We start from the raw sequence: 17,625 nt of genomic DNA on the forward strand, positions 1-17,625 counted from the left end.
GGCAGCATGACGATGGTTTATACCTCGTCATTCCGCTACGTGTTAGCGGGATCTAGAGATACCGCGGCGGTATGACGATAAGACACAAAGCCTAATGGAAAAAACTGCGAACGCCAGTGAAAAACATAGCAATTTTATTTTCATTTGCAGCTTTTATCACATCTTGATCTTTCAGCGAGCCGCCGGGCTGAATTATAGCTGTAATTCCATGTTTTGCACTTTCTACTATGCTATCTGGGAATGGAAAAAATGCATCTGAAGCAAGCACTGCACCTTTACATTTTTCACCTGCTTTTTTCACTGCAATGTTCACACTATCTATTCTGCTTGTTTGCCCTGCGCCGATGCCAATAGCACAACCATCTTTTGCTATAACTATTGCGTTGGATTTCACATGTTTACATATTTTCCAGGCAAAAATAAGATCTTCCTTTTCTTTTTCTGTTGTAGTGCACTTTGTTACTTGTTCTGCTTTTATTGTGTGGTCATTATTTTCTTGCACCAAAAACCCACCAATAACATTTTTAGTTTGGTATTTCACATTTTGTTGAAAAGATTTATGAATAATCACTCTTAAATTTTTCTTTCTTTGTAAAATTTTTAGTGCCTCATTGTTTACCGATGGTGCTATCACTACTTCCAAAAATATCTCGTTTAATTTTTCCGCTAGCTTTAAATCTATCTCCCGGTTTAAGGCAACTATACCACCAAAACTGCTTACTTCATCGCACGATAGAGCTTTTTCATATGCCTCCAAAGCATTATTACCAATAGCAGCGCCACATGGGTTATTATGCTTGATTATCACTGCTGCAGGCTCTTTAAACTCAGAAATTATGTTAAGTGCGGACTCTATATCTACTATATTATTATAACTCAACTCTTTTCCATGTAGTTTTTCCAACGGATATTCTGTAAATTGATTACTATAAAATGCAGCTTTTTGATGGGGATTTTCACCATACCTGAGTTCTTGTACTTTATGCCCGTATAGAGCAAAAAACTCTGGTAACTCATTATTTTTACTCTGGGATAAAAACCAACTGTGAATATTAGAATCGTAGTGTGCAGTGAGAGCAAATGCTTTGGTTGCTAAGTGTTTTCTATATTCCAATGTTGTTTCATTGTTATTTTTTATCATCTCAGCTTTTAGTGCTTCGTAGTCTTGAATGCTAGAAATAACTGAAGTAAAACGAAAGTTTTTTGCTGCAGCTCTAATTAATGCCACCCCGCCGATATCAATTTGTTCTATAATTTGCTCTTCATTTGAGCTGCTACTTACTGTCTCCCAAAATGGGTATAGGTTAGTTATAAGCAGGTCTATTGGCTCAATTTCTAGATCTTGCACTTCCTTTTTGTGCTTTTCTCGATCATAAAGTATTCCTCCATGAATTTTAGGGTGTAAAGTTTTTACTCTACCACCCAGTATCTCTGGAAATTGCGTATAATCTGATACTTCTTGCGTTTTTATTCCGGCATCAGATAGTGCTTTATAAGTATTGCCCGTTGAAAGAATTTCTATTTGTTGCTGCGTTAAAAACGATGCAAGATCAATTATATTCGTTTTATCGTATACTGATATTAAAGCTCTTTTTATTTTCATTTTTATATGGAAAGTTTTTTAAGATTATATCTAAGAAAAGAAAATTTGTCTATATATAGCTACTACGTCATACCGCCGCGGTATCCACAACTGTACGAACATTGTGATACAAGAGACCAAGAAAGATGTCACCCAGTCTGGGATCCAGAAAACTTCACTTTAAATGAGCACACCAGGTGGCTGTACAATAGAAACTGGATTCCAGACTGGAATGACACCATCTACTACTCAAATTACCTGCAAATTGCAATGTTCGTACACCAAAACGCGGTATCTTGTTGTAGATTCCGCTAACAAGCAGCGGAATACCAAATTGTATAAGTTGCTTTAGCCCTCCTAACCCTCCCTTCAAAGCAGTCTATTCTATAAATTTTTTTACCATGCTTGATTTCAAGCCACGAATAAAATCTTCAATACTACAAGGATTTCTCCCTTCCATTTGTACAACTTTAGGAATTAAAGTGCCACCTTTTAAACTTATGTGCATATTATCGTTAACAATCTTACCTTGTTCTGAAGCGAGAGCTTCAAAATCAGCATCAAGTATCCTGATACGTTTATTCTCTATCTTGATGAATGCTTTTGGGTAAAACGCTTTAACTTTTCTATAAGCAACTTCACAGGCATCACTTGCATAAATTTTATAGTCTTCCACTTTGTCAGCGTAACATGCATCGTTATCGTTCTGTTTTAAGGGAAGCTGTTTTTCAATTTCGTTTAGCACTTTCAGCAGTAAATCACTGCCTAGCTTAGATAATTTATCATGCAATGTCTTGTAATTATCGTTCTTTTCGATAAGAAATTTTTCCTGTTTTAAAATAGGGCCGGAATCTAATCCTTCATCCAGTTGCATAATGCTAACCCCGGTTTCTTGATCTCCTGCTAAAATTGTGTGCTGTATCGGAGCTGCACCGCGCCACCTCGGTAGTAATGAAGGATGAATATTAATACAACCATATTTAGGAATATTCAAAATTTCTCTTGGAAGTATCAATCCATACGCAGCTACAACTGCAACGTCTGGCTTGAAATTTCTAAATTTTTCTTGCTCTGCCGAGAACTTTAGAGAGATAGGAGTACATACCTCTATGTTACTTTCTTCAGCGATAACATGTACTGGAGATTTCATTGGCTTCTGTCCACGCCCCGAAGGTTTTGGAGCCTTGGTGTATACTGTCACCACTTCGCTCTTTGATTTCAGTAACAAGCTCAGAGAATTAACAGCAAATCCTGGTGATCCCATGAAAATAATTCTCATGGTGTTTTTGCTTTAAGAATTCTCCGCTAATTTACCACTTACAGTTTCTACTAATTTGGCAAAATCATCCTTATAATTAACTGCCATCTCAGCAAGAATTTTTCTATTTAAATCAATGCCGGCAAGTGTAAGACCATGCATAAACCTACCATAAGTAAGCCCATGCTCTCTTGCTGCTGCATTAATACGTATTATCCATAAGCTACGGAAATCACGTTTACGGGTTCTTCTGTCTCTATAAGCATATTGCAGTGCTTTTTCAACTCTTTGTAATGCAATTCTATAACAACTTTTTGCGCGCCCTCTATAACCCTTTGCCAGTTTCAATATTTTTTTATGACGAGCGTGAGTAGTGACTCCACGTTTTACCCGAGCCATTTTATTTTACCTCCATTTTGTTAAATACCGTAAGGCATATGAAGCTTAACTATACGCGAGTCAGATTTACCAAGAATCGTTGTACCGCGCTGATTACGAATATTAGATTTACTTCTCTTTACCATGCCATGCCTTTTGCCTGACTGAGTAGAAATAACTTTACCCTTAGCTGTAAGGTGAAAGCGCTTTTTCACAGAAGATTTGGTTTTTAATTTTATTTTCTTCATATTCCAAATAAATTTACAAGCACTACTATTGAGTTCTTTAATAGTAATTAAGCATTAGTATAAATAATTTTATTAAAGAATCAAATTAAAATTGCATATTAAAGGAGTTTAAAAGTAATTACGCCCAATATGTGTGTTATACCTTCTTTATTCCCAAGTGGCAACAATACTTGCCTCATTTTAACACTTTCACTTTCTTCCTCTTCATTGATCGGGCATTTACTCTCTATTACAGTATCAAGTTTATCAATAACTGCATCTATTTTATATAGTCGCAAAAATGGTGCATCAATTGCATACTTATTATCAATGCGCGTCTTTTTCTCAAAACCATAGAATTCAACAGCCTTTTCTCCTGCATTTTCACAAATATAACCTTGATCCTTGACTTCAATGACAAAACAATGCTGCCATGATTCCATTATTTCTGCAGTGTCTATTTCATGCCTTTCTGGCCAATCTCTGTCTGATCCTTTTATGTCATTCCAGTGTTGAGTCACCACATTTGCTATTCTTTTTTCTTTGCCTACATAAATTTCCATTCCAATTTCCACATATAAAACACAGATATGAGGTAAATTTATCGTGAATATATTGATTTTTTCTTACCACAAGGTGCATGTCACTAGAAGTTCTGAGATCTAGAGAGTGGTATTGATTTTATTTCCATTACAACTTATTATTTATAGATAACCTCAATAAAAACGATGAAGCTAAACGAAATCAGAGAAAGATTTATAAAATTTTTTGTAAATAATGACCACGAGCAGGTTTCTTCTTCTCCTTTGATTCCAGAACATGACCCAACGCTCATGTTCACAAATGCTGGTATGGTGCAGTTTAAAAATATTTTTACTGGTGCTCAAAAAACTGAAATGAAACGTGCTGTCTCAAGTCAAAAGTGCCTAAGAGCAGGCGGTAAACACAATGATCTGGAAAATGTTGGCTATACAACTCGGCATCACACATTTTTTGAAATGCTCGGAAATTTTAGCTTCGGTGATTACTTTAAGGAAACTGCGATAGAATTTGCGTGGGAATTTATCACTAAAGAGTTATCTCTTGATAAAAACAGACTATCCATAACCGTCTACCATACTGATGATGAGGCGTACGAGATTTGGCGTAAGATAAGTGGCTTTTCAAGTGATAAAATCATAAGAATTACAACGGATGATAACTTTTGGAGTATGGGAAGCACTGGTCCGTGCGGTCCATGTTCTGAAATTTTTTATGACCATGGGAGTCCTAATTTACAAGAGGGCGATAGAATTGTTGAAATCTGGAATCTGGTATTCATGGAGTTTAACAAAGATGAAGAAGGTAATTTACACAAATTGCCAAAAAAATGCATCGATACTGGAATGGGCCTTGAAAGAATAGCGGCTGTTATGCAAAACGTCCATGATAACTATGATATTGATCTATTTTCTGCTCTGATAAGTAAATCACAAGAGTACTGTGGAAGAACGGAAAATAAAATAGCGCATAAGATCATAGCAGATCATCTTCGCGCGGCTGCATTTCTCATCGCAGAAGGAGTGCTTCCTGGAAATGAGGGCAGGAATTACGTATTACGCAGATTAATTAGGAGAGCCACACGTTATATTCACCTGCTTGGATATAATGATTCCCTACTCCATCGTATTTTTCCAGTGTTGATAGATAGCACGAGTTCGGCTTATATGGGAGCTGAATTAGTCAGAGCTAAAAGCTTAATAGAAACGACGTTAAAATCAGAGGAAGAAAACTTTAAAGACACTTTGATGAAAGGTATCAATCTCCTGGAGAAATTCACTACAGATTTAAAATCGGGCGATACTTTGCCTGGAGAATCAGCGTTTAAGCTATATGACACCTACGGATTTCCTTTGGATATTACACTTGATATTTTAAAAGAGAAAAAAATAAATTTTGACCAAAAGGGTTTTGATGATGCAATGGGAGAACAAAAAGAGAGAGCACGTGCTAAATGGGCTGGATCTGGTGAAAAATCTGTTGAGCAAGTATGGTGTGATTTGATCAATAAATTTGGCAAAACAAAATTTGTTGGTTATGAGTTCAATGAAGTAAGTGATGCGAAAATACTAGCTATAGTTTCCTCTAAAAATGAAGTAATTGATTCTGCAAAGGAGGGAGAAAAGATAACCATTATACTTGATAAAACACCTTTTTATGGCGAGTCAGGTGGACAAGTGGGAGATACTGGCAATCTGATCAAATCTGATAGAAGTATTATTATAGTCGAGAATACCAATAAGGTTAATGACCTATATTTGCACAGATGCATAGTTAAGTTCGGTTCAATTTGTAAAGGTAACACAGTTGCAGCAAGCATTGACAAGGAAAGAAGGCAAACCTTAAGAAGAAATCATTCAGCTACACATCTTCTGCACTTTACACTCAGAAAAATTCTAGGTGATCATGTCACTCAAAAAGGTTCCCTAGTTGCACCGGATAAGTTACGATTTGACTTTAGTCATAACACTCAAGTTACTCAGGATCAGCTATTCTTAGTAGAAGATATGGTAAACTCTCTAATCAGAGAAAACCTTTCTACGTCTACAAAAATTCAGAGCATGAATCAGGCAATAGACGAAGGAGCTATGGCGTTATTCGGCGAAAAATATAGCGATCAAGTAAGAGTAGTGAAGATTGGAGATTCAAGGGAACTGTGTGGTGGCACACACGTTGAACATACTGGAGAAATTGGTTTGTTTAAGATAGTAACAGAGAGTTCTGTTGCTTTTGGAGTGAGGAGAATTGAAGCTTTAACTGGTCAGGAAGCAATCAATTATGTACGTGATAATGAAATTAACTTAAAAAAAGTTGCAGAATTCGTAAAAGCGCCAGTGAGTGAAATAACAAGCAGATTAAGTATTTTAAGTCAAGAACACAAAAAATCCGAAACCAAAATAAAAAACCTATATAAAAAGCTTGTGAGTGCAGAGAATATAAAAAGCACCGAAATAAATGGAATAAATTTTATAAGCCACACTTTCACTGATATTCCAGCAAATGTAATAAGAGAGTTTGTTTTGCAGCAACAAAAACCAAAAACGGTAATAGCTTTTACGGCAACAGAAAAAGATAAAACAGTCTTGATTATTAAAGTAAGTAAAGACTTAATCAATAAGATTAGCGCAAAAGAACTAATATCCATAGCAGTTAAAAAGAACTGTGGTGGGAATGCTGAACTTGCACAAACAGGCTGTGATAGCAATAAAATAGATGATGCCATTACAGCCATTTATAGCAAAATAACAGCTTCTAATACCAATTCCCATTACAGGGCAAACAGATGGACAATGATGGAAGAAAAGCCATACTGAAGTAAGTAAAATAGCGAGGTTTAAATGGCATTAAGATCAAAATTATTGGATGAAAAAGTAGTAGAATCAGCAAAAGAAATGCTGAAGAAAGTAAGGAATAATGCATATGTTTCAAAAAAACTAAATGCTGTAATTGCAGCAAAAAAGTACAGTATAACGGCTGTAGCAAAAATATATTGCATTTCAAGAAGCGCACTAACTTCGTGGGTAAAACTCTTGAAAATTGGCAGAGAAGAAAAACTGTTTGCTCCTTCACAACGTCGTAGAAAAACTAAATTAAATCAGGCTCAACTACAGCAAATTGAAGAGTGGATAGAAGAAAATCCTAATATCACCATTAAAGAAATGAGAATAAGAATCCAGGAAAAGTTCGGATTAAATATCAGCAAATCTACAGTACACCGCCATATGCAAAAGATGAAATTCTCATATATTACACCAAGACCAGTTCATAATGGACAAGATAAAAGCAAACAAGAGGAATTCAAAAAAAAATCTCAATGGAGCTATTAGCAAGTATCCAGAAAAAGAGCTATTTTTCTTTGATGAATCACGGTTTGGCACACATTCAAAAGTTGGACATGTGTGGTTTAAAAAGGGGATTAGAACACAGGTTAAAACAAAATTAGGTAGGCAAAATTTCTATCTCTATAGTGCAGTTAATCCTAGAAATGGAGAGAGTTCTAGCTTATTTGCACCAAATGTCAACACTGATTGCATGAACATATTTCTTGAGCAAATTTCGCAATATCTAGAAACACGAGAGGCTTTTCTCGTTATGGACTGTGCTAGTTGGCATAGGTCAAAAAATTTAAAGGTACCTAAAAATATCGACATTATATACCTACCTCCATACTCACCTGAGCTAAATCCTGTTGAGAGGCTTTGGTTATATATAAAACAGAACATTTTGCGCAATAAAATATACGATACAATTGCTCTACTTGAGGGTGCTTTGTGCAAATTTATTACTTCTCTTGCCAGCTCCACAACTAAACAACTCTGCAATGTTTCCTATTTGACTGGACAACAATGAGAATTGGTATAAGAGGTTGTCCGGAAACAAGTAAAAGGCTATAATATCTGAAATTTTAGTACGGGGTAAAGATGAGAAAAAAGTATCCAACAGATCTAAGCGAAAGGGAATGGGCAAGAATAGAAAAACACTTCAGAGTATCATACAAGAAAGGAGGAAGGCCGCCAAAGTATAGCAAAAGAGAAATATTAGAAGCAATTTTCTATGTATTGCGTACAGGGTGTCAATGGCGGTATTTACCAAATGATTTTCCGCTATGGAAGACTGTGTATGAGCAGTTCAGGCAATGGAAGAAGCAGGGAATTTTTGAGAAAATGAATTATGAAATTACAAAATATAGTAGAAGAAAAATAGGAAGGAATGAGCAGCCGAGTGCCTGTATAGTAGATAGTCAATCTGTAAAGACTACAGAAAAGGGGGGATCAAAGGCTATGATGGAAGTAAAAAAGTAAAGGGTAGAAAAAGGCATATAATTACAGACACTCAGGGTTTTATACTAGGTTGTTACGTAGGCGCTGCTAACGAAAATGATAGAGATGGTATTAAAATAGCATTAAACAATATGAGAACAAAATATACTAAAGTTAAAAAAATGTGGGCTGACATGGGATACCAAGGAAGAAATTTAAAGAATCACACAAAGGAAGAATATGACATAGATATTGAAATTGTTACAAGGCCTCCATGTAGATTTTGGGTGCACAAAGATACGCCACCTGAGCTACTACCAACAAGAGAACAAGGGTTTAAAGTACAGCCAAGAAGATGGGTTGTAGAAAGGACTTTTGCTTGGGTTAATAGGAATAGAAGGCTATCGAAGGAGTATGATTTACTCACAACATCCACTGAGAATTTCATATACCTAGCTATGAGTAGGGTTATGTTAAAGAGGGAATATGCTTGAATTTACTAGTTTCCGGACAACCTCTTAGCATAGATCCCGCTAACAGGTAGCGGGATGACGGTTGTCAGGCTAGCTGTCATCCAAGTAGCTCGACTACTTGGATCCAGGAAAAAGAATGGTGTCATGAAAGTAGCTGACACTGATTCCTTTATGATGGTGTCATCCCAGTGCCCAGACACTGGGATCCAGGAAACTTAATTGCAAGTAATGCATTGGATTTGGTGAGTATGGGTTTTGCGTTATAGAATGAAGCACTTTTGGTGAATTTATAAAGAAAGCTGGATGCCAGTGGGCTTTGTTGCATCGCTCAAGTGAAAAGAACTGGCAGTTACTGACAAAATTCATTATAAATAGCGATTTAACTGTTGAAGAAAAAATATGCCACAAAAAATGAGGGTCAGTAACCATAGCGAATATAACAAATTTCTAGAAAAAAGAGGAAATATTTTTCATTATATCAACGAAGCCATAGAAAAGTGGTACGAGAATGGTCCAAAAATACCAGGTGGCAACAATATTTATAGCGATAAAGTTGTAATTTTGGTGCACATAATAACTTGTTTATTTAGAATAGGCCTGAGGCAAACAGTTGGGTTTATAGCAGGATACCTTGAGCAAATTGGGAAAAATTTGCAAGTTATCAGCTATTCACAATCATCAAGAAGGTTTAAGAAACTCAATATTAAGATCAATGATTGCAGAATTGATAAAAATAATATGGAAGATATCGAAATTGCTATAGACAGTACAGGAATTAGTATATACAACAACACTCCTGGTCATAGCAAAGAAAATATCGAAGATAGAAAGTATCGCAGCTATGAACAGACAAGAAAATTGCATGTAATGTTGAATACAAACAGCAAAAAAGCCATAGCTGTAAAATACAGTAACGGTGTCTACTCTGATCACTATGGAGCTTGTGATTTGCTAAAAGAAGTCGATTTTCAGTATGTCATAAAAGTACTATATGTAGATAGGGCATATGACAGAGAAAAGCTCTATAAGCTGTGTAATCAATATGGTATAAAAACGAAAATTCCTCCGAAAAACAACGCAGCAGAGCATCCAAAGTTAGACTATATGGCTGAGAGAAATTCTGCAGTCAAGCTCATAAAGTCATATGATGAAGATGGTATAAAGAAGTGGAAAAAAGAGATGAGTTATGGAAAAAGATCTTATATAGAAGGTTTTTTCTCGCGATTAAAAAAGACATTTGGGTTTAGTTTTAGGAGCAAATCTGAAATTAATCGTGAGAAGGAACTGCTACTCAAGTGTTATTTGCTTAACAAATTTACTGAAATAGGCATGGCTAAGTTTGAGATAGCTTCATGAATTTATTGTACGTTACCTACTATCCGAAGAGCGATGCAACAAAGCCATCCCAGTGTCACGCACTGGGATGACATCATCCTTTTTTTTGGATTCCAGCGTCACGCGCTGGAATGACACCTCTCTTGGGCTCTCTTAGCTATAAATATTAAGGAATTTACCAAACGAAAAAAAAGGCAAAAGAAGCCCCGTGGTTGGCTAATTACTTACATTATACTTTCAAGTATGGCGTTTTTTTATTCTAAACGCTTAATAACCGCGATTTAGTTGCTTTTAAGCCGCAACTAATCTAAATTATAAACATTAAGAAATTTACTAAACAGAAAAAAAGGCAAAAGAAACCCTAGGGTAGCTAGTTATTCACTATCCATTTTTTAAATCGGCGTTTTTTGATGTTTTAAATGCTTTATAAGCGCATTTCAGCTTATATTAGGTAAAAACCTAGAAATTTTATAAAGACATAAGGTGCACATAGTGCAAAAAATTAAACATGGGACGCCAGATACGTGAGTTTTTTTGTCATTTAATCTGTACAGAGAAGATAAATAAATAGCTTCAGTTTCATGATAAGGGAGCTGGCGAAGGGTGTCAAGTAAGTTTTTTCGTTTCTATTTCCAATAAAAGTTTGTTATATGGTTATGCAAGAAGTCTATTTAATAGCGCTTTCTATGAGAGAAATCGTATTATCCATTCCATAAAGCTTTATGAAAGATCCCATTCTTGGACCGGTTTTTTGGCCAAGTAACGTTTCATATAATAGCTGAAACCAGTCACGTAAGTTAGTGTAATCATATTTTTTTCCAATAGAAAATACCTGAGATTGAATTTCTTCAGCAGTAGCAGTTATAGATAGAGAATGTAAAGTGTCCTTCAAATCTAGTAACGCTTCTTTCTCTTTTTCATTTGGAGTTTTATATGATTTTGTTGGCTTGATAAAATCGTGATAATACTTTACTGCAAAGTCTGAAAGTCTATCAAGCATTTTATTATTTTCTGGTGTAACGTTTGGTGCATAAGAGGATATAAAACCCCATAGGATCTCTTTGTTTTCAGCATTACAAGCTGCTGCTAGGTTTAAAAGTAGTGAGAAATTTATGCCTGAAGTTTCTATACTGGAAACATTGCCCTGGTGAATGTGCCAAGCAGGATTATTTATATCCTTTTCTTTGTTCTCATGATAACGCTTTACAAATTCTAAATATTCATCAGTTGATTTTGGTATCACATCAAAATATAAACGTTTAGCTTTTTTAGGACTCTGAAAAATGTACAATGCTAAGCTCTCTGTTGGTGCGTAAGTTAGCCACTCTTCAATTGAAATGCCATTTCCTTTTGATTTTGATATTTTCTTTCCTTCTTTATCAAGGAAAAGCTCGTAGCAAAACAGAAGTGGTGGCTTTTCTCCAAGTATTTCACATATTTGACTTGAAAGCACAGCAGATGGAGTTAAATCTTTTCCGTGAGCTTCGTAATTTACTCCAAATGCGGCCCACCTCATTCCCCAATCAGGTTTCCATTGCAGTTTACATTTTCCTTTTGTCACTGGAACTTCTATTTTTTCCCCGTTTGGGTCTTCATATGTGATTGTTCCTTTCTCTGTATTTGTTTCAATTACTGGAACTTGTAAAACTTGAGAAGTTTTTGGGCATATTGGCAAGAATGGACTATAAGTCTGCTGTCTTTCTTCCCGAAATGATGGAAGCATTACGTCCATCACTTTATCATAATTTTTCAGTAAGAGTAAAAGTTTTTCATCGTAAACGCCAGATTTATAACACTCTGTTGCACTCCTGAACTCGTATTCAAATTCAAACATATCAAGAAATTTACACAACAATGAATTCATATGATGACCATAACTCTGATGAGTGCCAAATGGATCAGGTATCATAGTCAATGGTTTATTTAAGTGCTCTCTTAGCATCTCTTGATTTGGCACATTATCTGGTATTTTTCGCAAACCATCCATATCATCTGAAACTGCAATGATTTTGGTTTTTATACCAGGAGCTATTTTTTTTAATGCATTTACAATAACTGTAGTGCGGAAAACCTCTCCAAAGGTTCCTATGTGGGGTAAACCAGAGGGTCCATAACCAGTTTCAAATATTATTTCTTTTTTATTAGGAAACTCTTGCAATATTTTTTCTGCTTCTTGAAATGGCCAACTTGTCATTACCGGGATTAAATAATGTATCTTAACTTAAAGTGCTACTAGTTTCAATGGATTTTTAATATAATGATATAGTATTAGTGTTAGAGCTATTATTAGAAGGTTAAAGATATGTCCACAGGTAGTATACAAACAGATCAATTATTTAAAGGTCTTACAAGACCTGCAATGCTCTTTGGTGTGAGTTATATGTTTGCAATATTAAACGTCCTGATTTGCATGCTAATTTTCATTAATTCAAATGATTTAAGAGTGATTCTCTTAATGTTACCAGGTATGCATGGACTTGGTTATATAGCTTCTGCAAAAGAACCGTTGTTTATTGAATTATTTATGGTAAAATTGGGAAAGTGCTCGAAATGTTTAAATCGTTTTTACCATGGAGCCAATTCTTATGATATTGCTTAACGTTGTGTGATGCTGAGGTTTAGGGCTATTCAATCAAAGAATAAATCTACTCTGAACAGGGAAGTTCACGCTGCTGAATTTATTCCTTATTCTTGCTATTGGAATAGCACAACCTTGATGACAAAAGAAAATTGGTTGGTTAAGGTTATAAAATTAAGTGGTTTTGCATTTGAAACTGCCGATGACGAGGATTTAGTCATACAGAAGAACATCAGGAATCAGATGCTAAGAAGCATTTCATCTCCGGCATTTAGTTTGTATTTTCATACTATCAGACGTAAGAAAAATATTTTTTCTGATGAATTTGCAAGTCAAGGTTTGCCGAATTTTTTCGCTAATCACGTAAATCTAAAATGGAGAGAAAAACACGCAACAAGGAAATCATTTATTAATGACCTATACATTACGATTATCCGTAGAGCGGACACAAAAGGAGTAGAATTTTTGTCACATCTACTAAAAAAATTCGGACATGTAACTTCAAAACATGCTTGGGAAAGTGATATACGTGCCACGTATGAAGATTTAGAGGAAACGACAAATCGTGTAGTGACAAGCCTTAGAAATTATTCGCCTAAAATTCTTGGAGTAAAAGAAACTCCAGATGGTTTGTTCTGCGAAATAATGGAGTTTCTATCTAGAATCGTAAATTGTGGCTTCGTTACAAATACGCTTTTTCCGCTAAGAACTGAAATATCAAGATACTTACCAGTACATAGGTTATTCTTTGGCCGTAAGATGATACAGGTTGTGACTCATAATGAGAGTAAATATGCTGGAATAATTAGTATCAAAGAATATGGAAATCATACTTCTGCAGGAATGCTTGATTCGTTTTTACAACTTCCTTACGAGTTTATAATTACGCAATCTTTTCAATTTATAAACAGGCAAATGGCGATTGGAAAAATGCAGATACAGCAAAATCGAATGATACAGTCTGCAGATAAAGCTATTTCTCAAATAGCAGAAATTTCTCAAGCGCTTGATGACGCAATGAGTGGTAAGATTGCCTTTGGTCAACATCACCTGACTATTTTATGTATAGAAAAAAGTCCTAAATCATTGGATAACGCTCTGTCGTTGGTAGAATCAGAGCTTTCTAATTGCGGTGTTTACCCTATACGTGAGAGAGTTAACCTTGAACCAGCATTTTGGGCGCAAATTCCTGGTAATTTCGATTATATAGTGAGAAAAGCTACAATAAGTAGTCTTAATTTGGCTGGATTTGCATCTCAACATAATTATCCTACTGGTAATAAATTCAATAACCACTGGGGAGATGCCGTTACAGTTTTTGACACGACATCTGGTACTCCATTTTTTTTCAACTTTCATATAAGGGATGTTGGACACACTATGATAATTGGCCCAACTGGTGCTGGTAAAACTGTTTTAATGAATTTCCTGTGTGCCCAAGCGATGAAGTTTTCTCCAAGGATATTCTTTTTTGATAAAGATCGCGGTGCAGAGATTTTCTTAAGAGCACTTAGTGGTATCTATACTGTAATAGAACCAAGAACTAAAACAAATTTTAATCCTTTACAACTTGATGATACCTCTGACAATAGAACATTTTTAATGGAGTGGATAAAGTCTTTAATTTCGGTATATAATGACAAATTTACTTCAGAAGATATTGCACGAATTAATGATGCAATTGAAGGAAATTTTAAATTAAGAAAAGAAGACAGATTCTTGAGAAACCTCGTACCGTTTTTAGGGCTTGCAGGTCCTGATACTCTAGCTGGGGCAATATCTATGTGGCATGATAATGGTTCTCATGCTGCAATATTTGACAATAAAGAAGATTTGCTAGATTTTTCACGAGCAAGAGTATTTGGTTTTGAGATGGCTAGCTTGCTCAAAGATCCTGTTGCTCTTGGACCGGTCTTGATTTATTTATTTCATAGGATTAGTATATCTCTTGATGGCACTCCATCTATTATCGTTCTTGATGAGGCATGGGCGTTAATAGATAATCCAGTTTTTGCACCCAAGATAAAAGACTGGTTGAAGGTACTGAGAAAACTAAATGCTTTTGTGATTTTTGCTACTCAGAGTGTTGAGGATGCAAGTAAAAGTACTATTAGCGATACGCTTGTACAACAAACAGCGACACAGATTTTTTTACCAAATCTGAAAGCTACTAGTGTCTATCGGGATGTTTTTATGTTAACTGAACGTGAATATATATTAATTAAGCACACAGATCCGAGTACTAGATTCTTTTTGGTGAAACAAGGAGTCAATGCTGTAGTAGCTAGAATAGACTTAAAAGGCCTGGATGATATAATCAACGTATTATCCGGACGTGCAGAAAGTGTTCTATTGTTACACGATATATTAAATGAAGTTGGGGACAACCCAAAAGTATGGTTGCCTATATTTTATCAGAAGGTAAAAAATGTTTAAGACTAAGCTGTCATTGCTATTAATTGCGATATTTTTACTAAATATAGACTTTTTACTCTCATATCCAGTGCTTGCAGATGGAGTAAGTGGTACTGACAAGACAGAATTTGTTAGCAGATTTAATTCCACTGGCAGTTTTAGTCGTGCCTCTAATCCTGATTGTGGAGCGTTTAAAACAGCTGCAGCACTTGCTGGAATAGCGATTGCTGTTGGCGCAATATTTACTGGCATTGTTTTGATCGTTTCTTCTGCTGGTTTGTTTACCGCTCTTGTTATTGTTGGAATGATAGCTGCAATTGTTGGAGTCTGGAAAGCGATAGGAGGGCTTGTTGTTTGTGAACATAGTTTTGTTAAACACCCAGTTGCACGTGATCATGATGGAAAATACAAAAATTTTAAATTAGAAGACACAGGTTATAGTGGCTGCACCAATGAAAATTACCAAACAGAAGAGGAATATTTTTCTTGTTTGCAAAATAAAGCTCGGGAAGACGTGAACAAAAAAGATTATGACGGGAAAAGAGCAGAAAAAGAAGCCTTAAATTCTAACGTTCAGGAGAGTACAGAGAGTTATTACTGGCCAAAAAACGGTGTGCAATACAGTGAATATATAGAAGTATGTCATCGAAACCCTTTAACTTTTGGTAATCTTTTTAACAAGAAAGACTTTGATTTCAGAAAAGAAACTGGATACATAGATTTTGATGTCAGGGAGAAAGATACTGGATATGTAGATGGGTCATGGTCCCCGAAGGTTGATGGTGAGCTGAAATGTAAAGTTCTCAAAGCAGGACAGAGCGAACCCATACATGGAGCTACATTTAAAGCAGTAAGAAAAATGGGCAGATTATGTGTGGAGTTAGCAAGTGTGAAAATGCTTGGTATCGAAATGACTCCTTGGCCGCAAGGGGTTGATATGGGGTGCACGGAATTGCCACCTGACCCACTTGCTCCTATGTGTGAAAAATCTGTGATGATATTCAAAAATAAAGATGGTACAGGAGAGGAGAAAGTTCCTATTGGTAATAATGATGACTATAAAACTATTATCAGATCTAAAGAAAAAAGACTCAACGGACAAGGGGGGAAAATTTTTGTAGGTTATGATAATGCTGGCTGTTTTAGCTCGTATGTTTCTGAAGCTTGTTATAACCAGGCAGGGAGTAAATCATTAGCTCCTATTCCCGTAACTTCTATGATAGTGCAATGCATTAAGGAATCGTTAGATAATTTAGTTGCAGGTAAAGGTGCACCAAATGGTGAGAGTTTTATATCTGTAGCACAGAAAAGGCTGAAAAACACTGTAACTGCTGTTTTAGTTTTAGCTTTAATACTGTTCTCTATAAAAGCCATGTCTGGTGGAGTTCAGAGGCCTCAAGAAATGTATATGTTGATCATAAAATTCGCTTTAGTGATTTACTTCACAACAGGCAGTACCATGTCTCATTATTATGGAGAATTAACTCGTCTCTCAAATGGTTTGTCAGAGATAGTGCTAAAAGCATCATCTGAAAGTAAAGGCATATGTAATTATAAAGCAGGTACAGATTATGAATATACTCGTGCAGGAAAGAGGGTATCTTACAGTTATCTTGCACCTTGGGATAGGCTTGATTGTAGAATTTTATTTTATTTAGGTGCCCCTTTAGATGGAATTGGTGGCAAAATTGGTACTGGAGGTGTTGCAACGTTAGCAGTCTTGCTTGGTGCTGCTCCTGTCTTATTAGTTGCAGGTTCAGTAATCGGTATTATTTTTGCTGGTGGACAAATTTTAGTAGCTCTTGTCTGTATATTTATGGCCGTTCTGATGATGATGGTTATTTTGTGGCTGTGCTATGTATTTATTTTATCTCTAGTTGCTTTAAGTGTAATCATCATTTTATCACCTTTGTTCATTCCTATGGTTTTATTCCAACACACCAAAGGATATTTTGAAGGCTGGGTGAAAGAGTTGATTACCTATAGCTTATACCCGGTTATCCTTTTTGCGTTTTTGTCCTTTATGTTCATAGCATGTGATAAAATCTATTTTAAAAATTTAAATTTTGAACTGGACGAGTCATATAAAAATGAACAACCGGACAAGTCATATGAAAAGAAACAAGCAGAAATCTCATATAGTAAGAAAAAACAGTGGTTTAAATTGAAAAATGGGGAATGTGATAAAAATGAAACTACTCTTGCATGTATGATGCAAAATTATAGCTTTAAAAAGAGCAGCATACTTGGTCTATTCGACTTTACATACATGGAGTTTGGCAGCTCTCTCATCGGAGAATTATTAAAATTGTGTTTAGTATTATTCCTCTTTTACCACTTTTTAAACATTCTTCCTGGCATGGCTGCTGAACTTGCTGGTAACCATAGAGCAGCACTTGGCTCAGGTCAGACACCTGGACAAATGGTGGGCAAAGCTTTATCTGCTGCCAAAGCTGCTGCTGGGGGTGTTGCTGGAGTTGCTGGTGCTGCTGCTAAGAAGTTGAGTGGTGGAGACAAGAGTAAATCTCGAGGTTCTGGTTCTAGTAGCTCCGAGAGTGTTAACAAAAGCACTGAATGAGT

Annotated in this window: 15 protein-coding genes; 8 read left to right on the top strand and 7 right to left on the bottom strand. The window is 35.7% G+C overall.

Going from position 1 to position 17,625, the window contains the following annotated elements; translation table 11 throughout:
• Positions 1–91 precede the first annotated feature (91 nt).
• Positions 92–1,603 (bottom strand): bifunctional phosphoribosylaminoimidazolecarboxamide formyltransferase/IMP cyclohydrolase, encoded by a 1,512-nt coding sequence (gene purH / locus AACH21_RS05490; protein ID WP_077188401.1) that lies wholly within the window; start codon positions 1,601–1,603, stop codon positions 92–94.
• Positions 1,604–1,609: 6 nt separating this feature from the next.
• Here purH and AACH21_RS05495 point away from each other — a divergent pair, with 6 nt between their 5' ends.
• The gene (locus AACH21_RS05495; protein ID WP_236514712.1) at positions 1,610–1,897 is read left to right on the top strand and encodes a WPE palindromic element domain-containing protein; all 288 of its coding nucleotides are present in this window, start codon (positions 1,610–1,612) and stop codon (positions 1,895–1,897) included.
• A 64-nt stretch (positions 1,898–1,961) separates the two neighbouring features.
• On the opposite strand, the gene fmt is transcribed toward AACH21_RS05495, so the two are convergent.
• The 4 genes from fmt to AACH21_RS05515 all read right to left on the bottom strand — a co-directional run bounded on the left by fmt (position 1,962) and on the right by AACH21_RS05515 (position 4,008).
• Entirely contained in the window at positions 1,962–2,861 is a 900-nt protein-coding gene (fmt, locus tag AACH21_RS05500; protein ID WP_077188399.1) for a methionyl-tRNA formyltransferase, read from the bottom strand.
• Positions 2,862–2,873: 12 nt separating this feature from the next.
• Positions 2,874–3,239 (bottom strand): 50S ribosomal protein L20, encoded by a 366-nt coding sequence (gene rplT / locus AACH21_RS05505; protein WP_006279340.1) that lies wholly within the window; start codon positions 3,237–3,239, stop codon positions 2,874–2,876.
• Positions 3,240–3,259: 20 nt separating this feature from the next.
• Entirely contained in the window at positions 3,260–3,466 is a 207-nt protein-coding gene (gene rpmI, locus AACH21_RS05510; RefSeq protein ID WP_007548610.1) for a 50S ribosomal protein L35, read from the bottom strand.
• 98 nt (positions 3,467–3,564) lie between these two features.
• Complete coding sequence (locus tag AACH21_RS05515; protein WP_010962890.1) at positions 3,565–4,008, bottom strand: PAS domain-containing protein; 444 nt, start codon at positions 4,006–4,008, stop codon at positions 3,565–3,567.
• A gap of 165 nt (positions 4,009–4,173) precedes the next feature.
• Here AACH21_RS05515 and alaS point away from each other — a divergent pair, with 165 nt between their 5' ends.
• From alaS to AACH21_RS05530, 3 genes are all read left to right on the top strand, one after another.
• Complete coding sequence (gene alaS / locus AACH21_RS05520) at positions 4,174–6,798, top strand: alanine--tRNA ligase (RefSeq protein ID WP_338482402.1); 2,625 nt, start codon at positions 4,174–4,176, stop codon at positions 6,796–6,798.
• A gap of 24 nt (positions 6,799–6,822) precedes the next feature.
• A protein-coding gene (locus AACH21_RS05525) for an IS630 family transposase (protein WP_338482216.1) occupies positions 6,823–7,834 on the top strand; the annotation gives its coding sequence in 2 pieces (ribosomal slippage) (positions 6,823–7,284 and positions 7,286–7,834; 1,011 coding nt in all).
• Between the two features lie 71 nt (positions 7,835–7,905).
• A protein-coding gene (locus AACH21_RS05530; protein WP_338482219.1) for an IS5-like element ISWpi1 family transposase occupies positions 7,906–8,738 on the top strand; the annotation gives its coding sequence in 2 pieces (ribosomal slippage) (positions 7,906–8,275 and positions 8,275–8,738; 834 coding nt in all).
• A gap of 148 nt (positions 8,739–8,886) precedes the next feature.
• Here AACH21_RS05530 and AACH21_RS05535 read toward each other — a convergent pair.
• Positions 8,887–9,042, bottom strand: a complete 156-nt coding sequence (locus AACH21_RS05535; protein WP_236514716.1) for a hypothetical protein — start codon at positions 9,040–9,042, stop codon at positions 8,887–8,889.
• A gap of 74 nt (positions 9,043–9,116) precedes the next feature.
• On the opposite strand from AACH21_RS05535, the gene AACH21_RS05540 reads away from it, so the two are divergent.
• Positions 9,117–10,073, top strand: coding sequence for an IS5 family transposase (locus tag AACH21_RS05540; RefSeq protein WP_338482405.1), 957 nt, complete (start codon positions 9,117–9,119; stop codon positions 10,071–10,073).
• Positions 10,074–10,719: 646 nt separating this feature from the next.
• Here the strand turns inward: AACH21_RS05540 and AACH21_RS05545 are convergent.
• Positions 10,720–12,246 carry a lysine--tRNA ligase gene (locus AACH21_RS05545; RefSeq protein WP_338482406.1) on the bottom strand — a complete coding sequence of 509 codons (1,527 nt, stop codon included), beginning with the start codon at positions 12,244–12,246 and terminating at the stop codon, positions 10,720–10,722.
• A 108-nt stretch (positions 12,247–12,354) separates the two neighbouring features.
• On the opposite strand from AACH21_RS05545, the gene AACH21_RS05550 reads away from it, so the two are divergent.
• The 3 genes from AACH21_RS05550 to AACH21_RS05560 are packed head-to-tail and all read left to right on the top strand — an operon-like array spanning position 12,355 to position 17,623.
• A complete protein-coding gene (locus tag AACH21_RS05550; protein WP_006279216.1) occupies positions 12,355–12,651 on the top strand; it encodes a type IV secretion system protein VirB3 in 297 nt (98 codons plus the stop codon).
• A 9-nt stretch (positions 12,652–12,660) separates the two neighbouring features.
• Positions 12,661–15,066: a VirB4 family type IV secretion/conjugal transfer ATPase gene (locus AACH21_RS05555; RefSeq protein WP_338482408.1), complete on the top strand. Its 2,406-nt coding sequence runs from the start codon at positions 12,661–12,663 to the stop codon at positions 15,064–15,066.
• The gene (locus tag AACH21_RS05560) at positions 15,059–17,623 is read left to right on the top strand and encodes a type IV secretion system protein (protein WP_077188209.1); all 2,565 of its coding nucleotides are present in this window, start codon (positions 15,059–15,061) and stop codon (positions 17,621–17,623) included. The genes AACH21_RS05555 and AACH21_RS05560 overlap by 8 nt, the downstream gene beginning before the upstream one ends.
• Positions 17,624–17,625: the final 2 nt, after the last annotated feature.

Origin of the sequence: Wolbachia endosymbiont (group A) of Ophion costatus, from assembly GCF_963969245.1 — a bacterium.
In the GTDB taxonomy this organism is placed as follows: domain Bacteria; phylum Pseudomonadota; class Alphaproteobacteria; order Rickettsiales; family Anaplasmataceae; genus Wolbachia; species Wolbachia pipientis.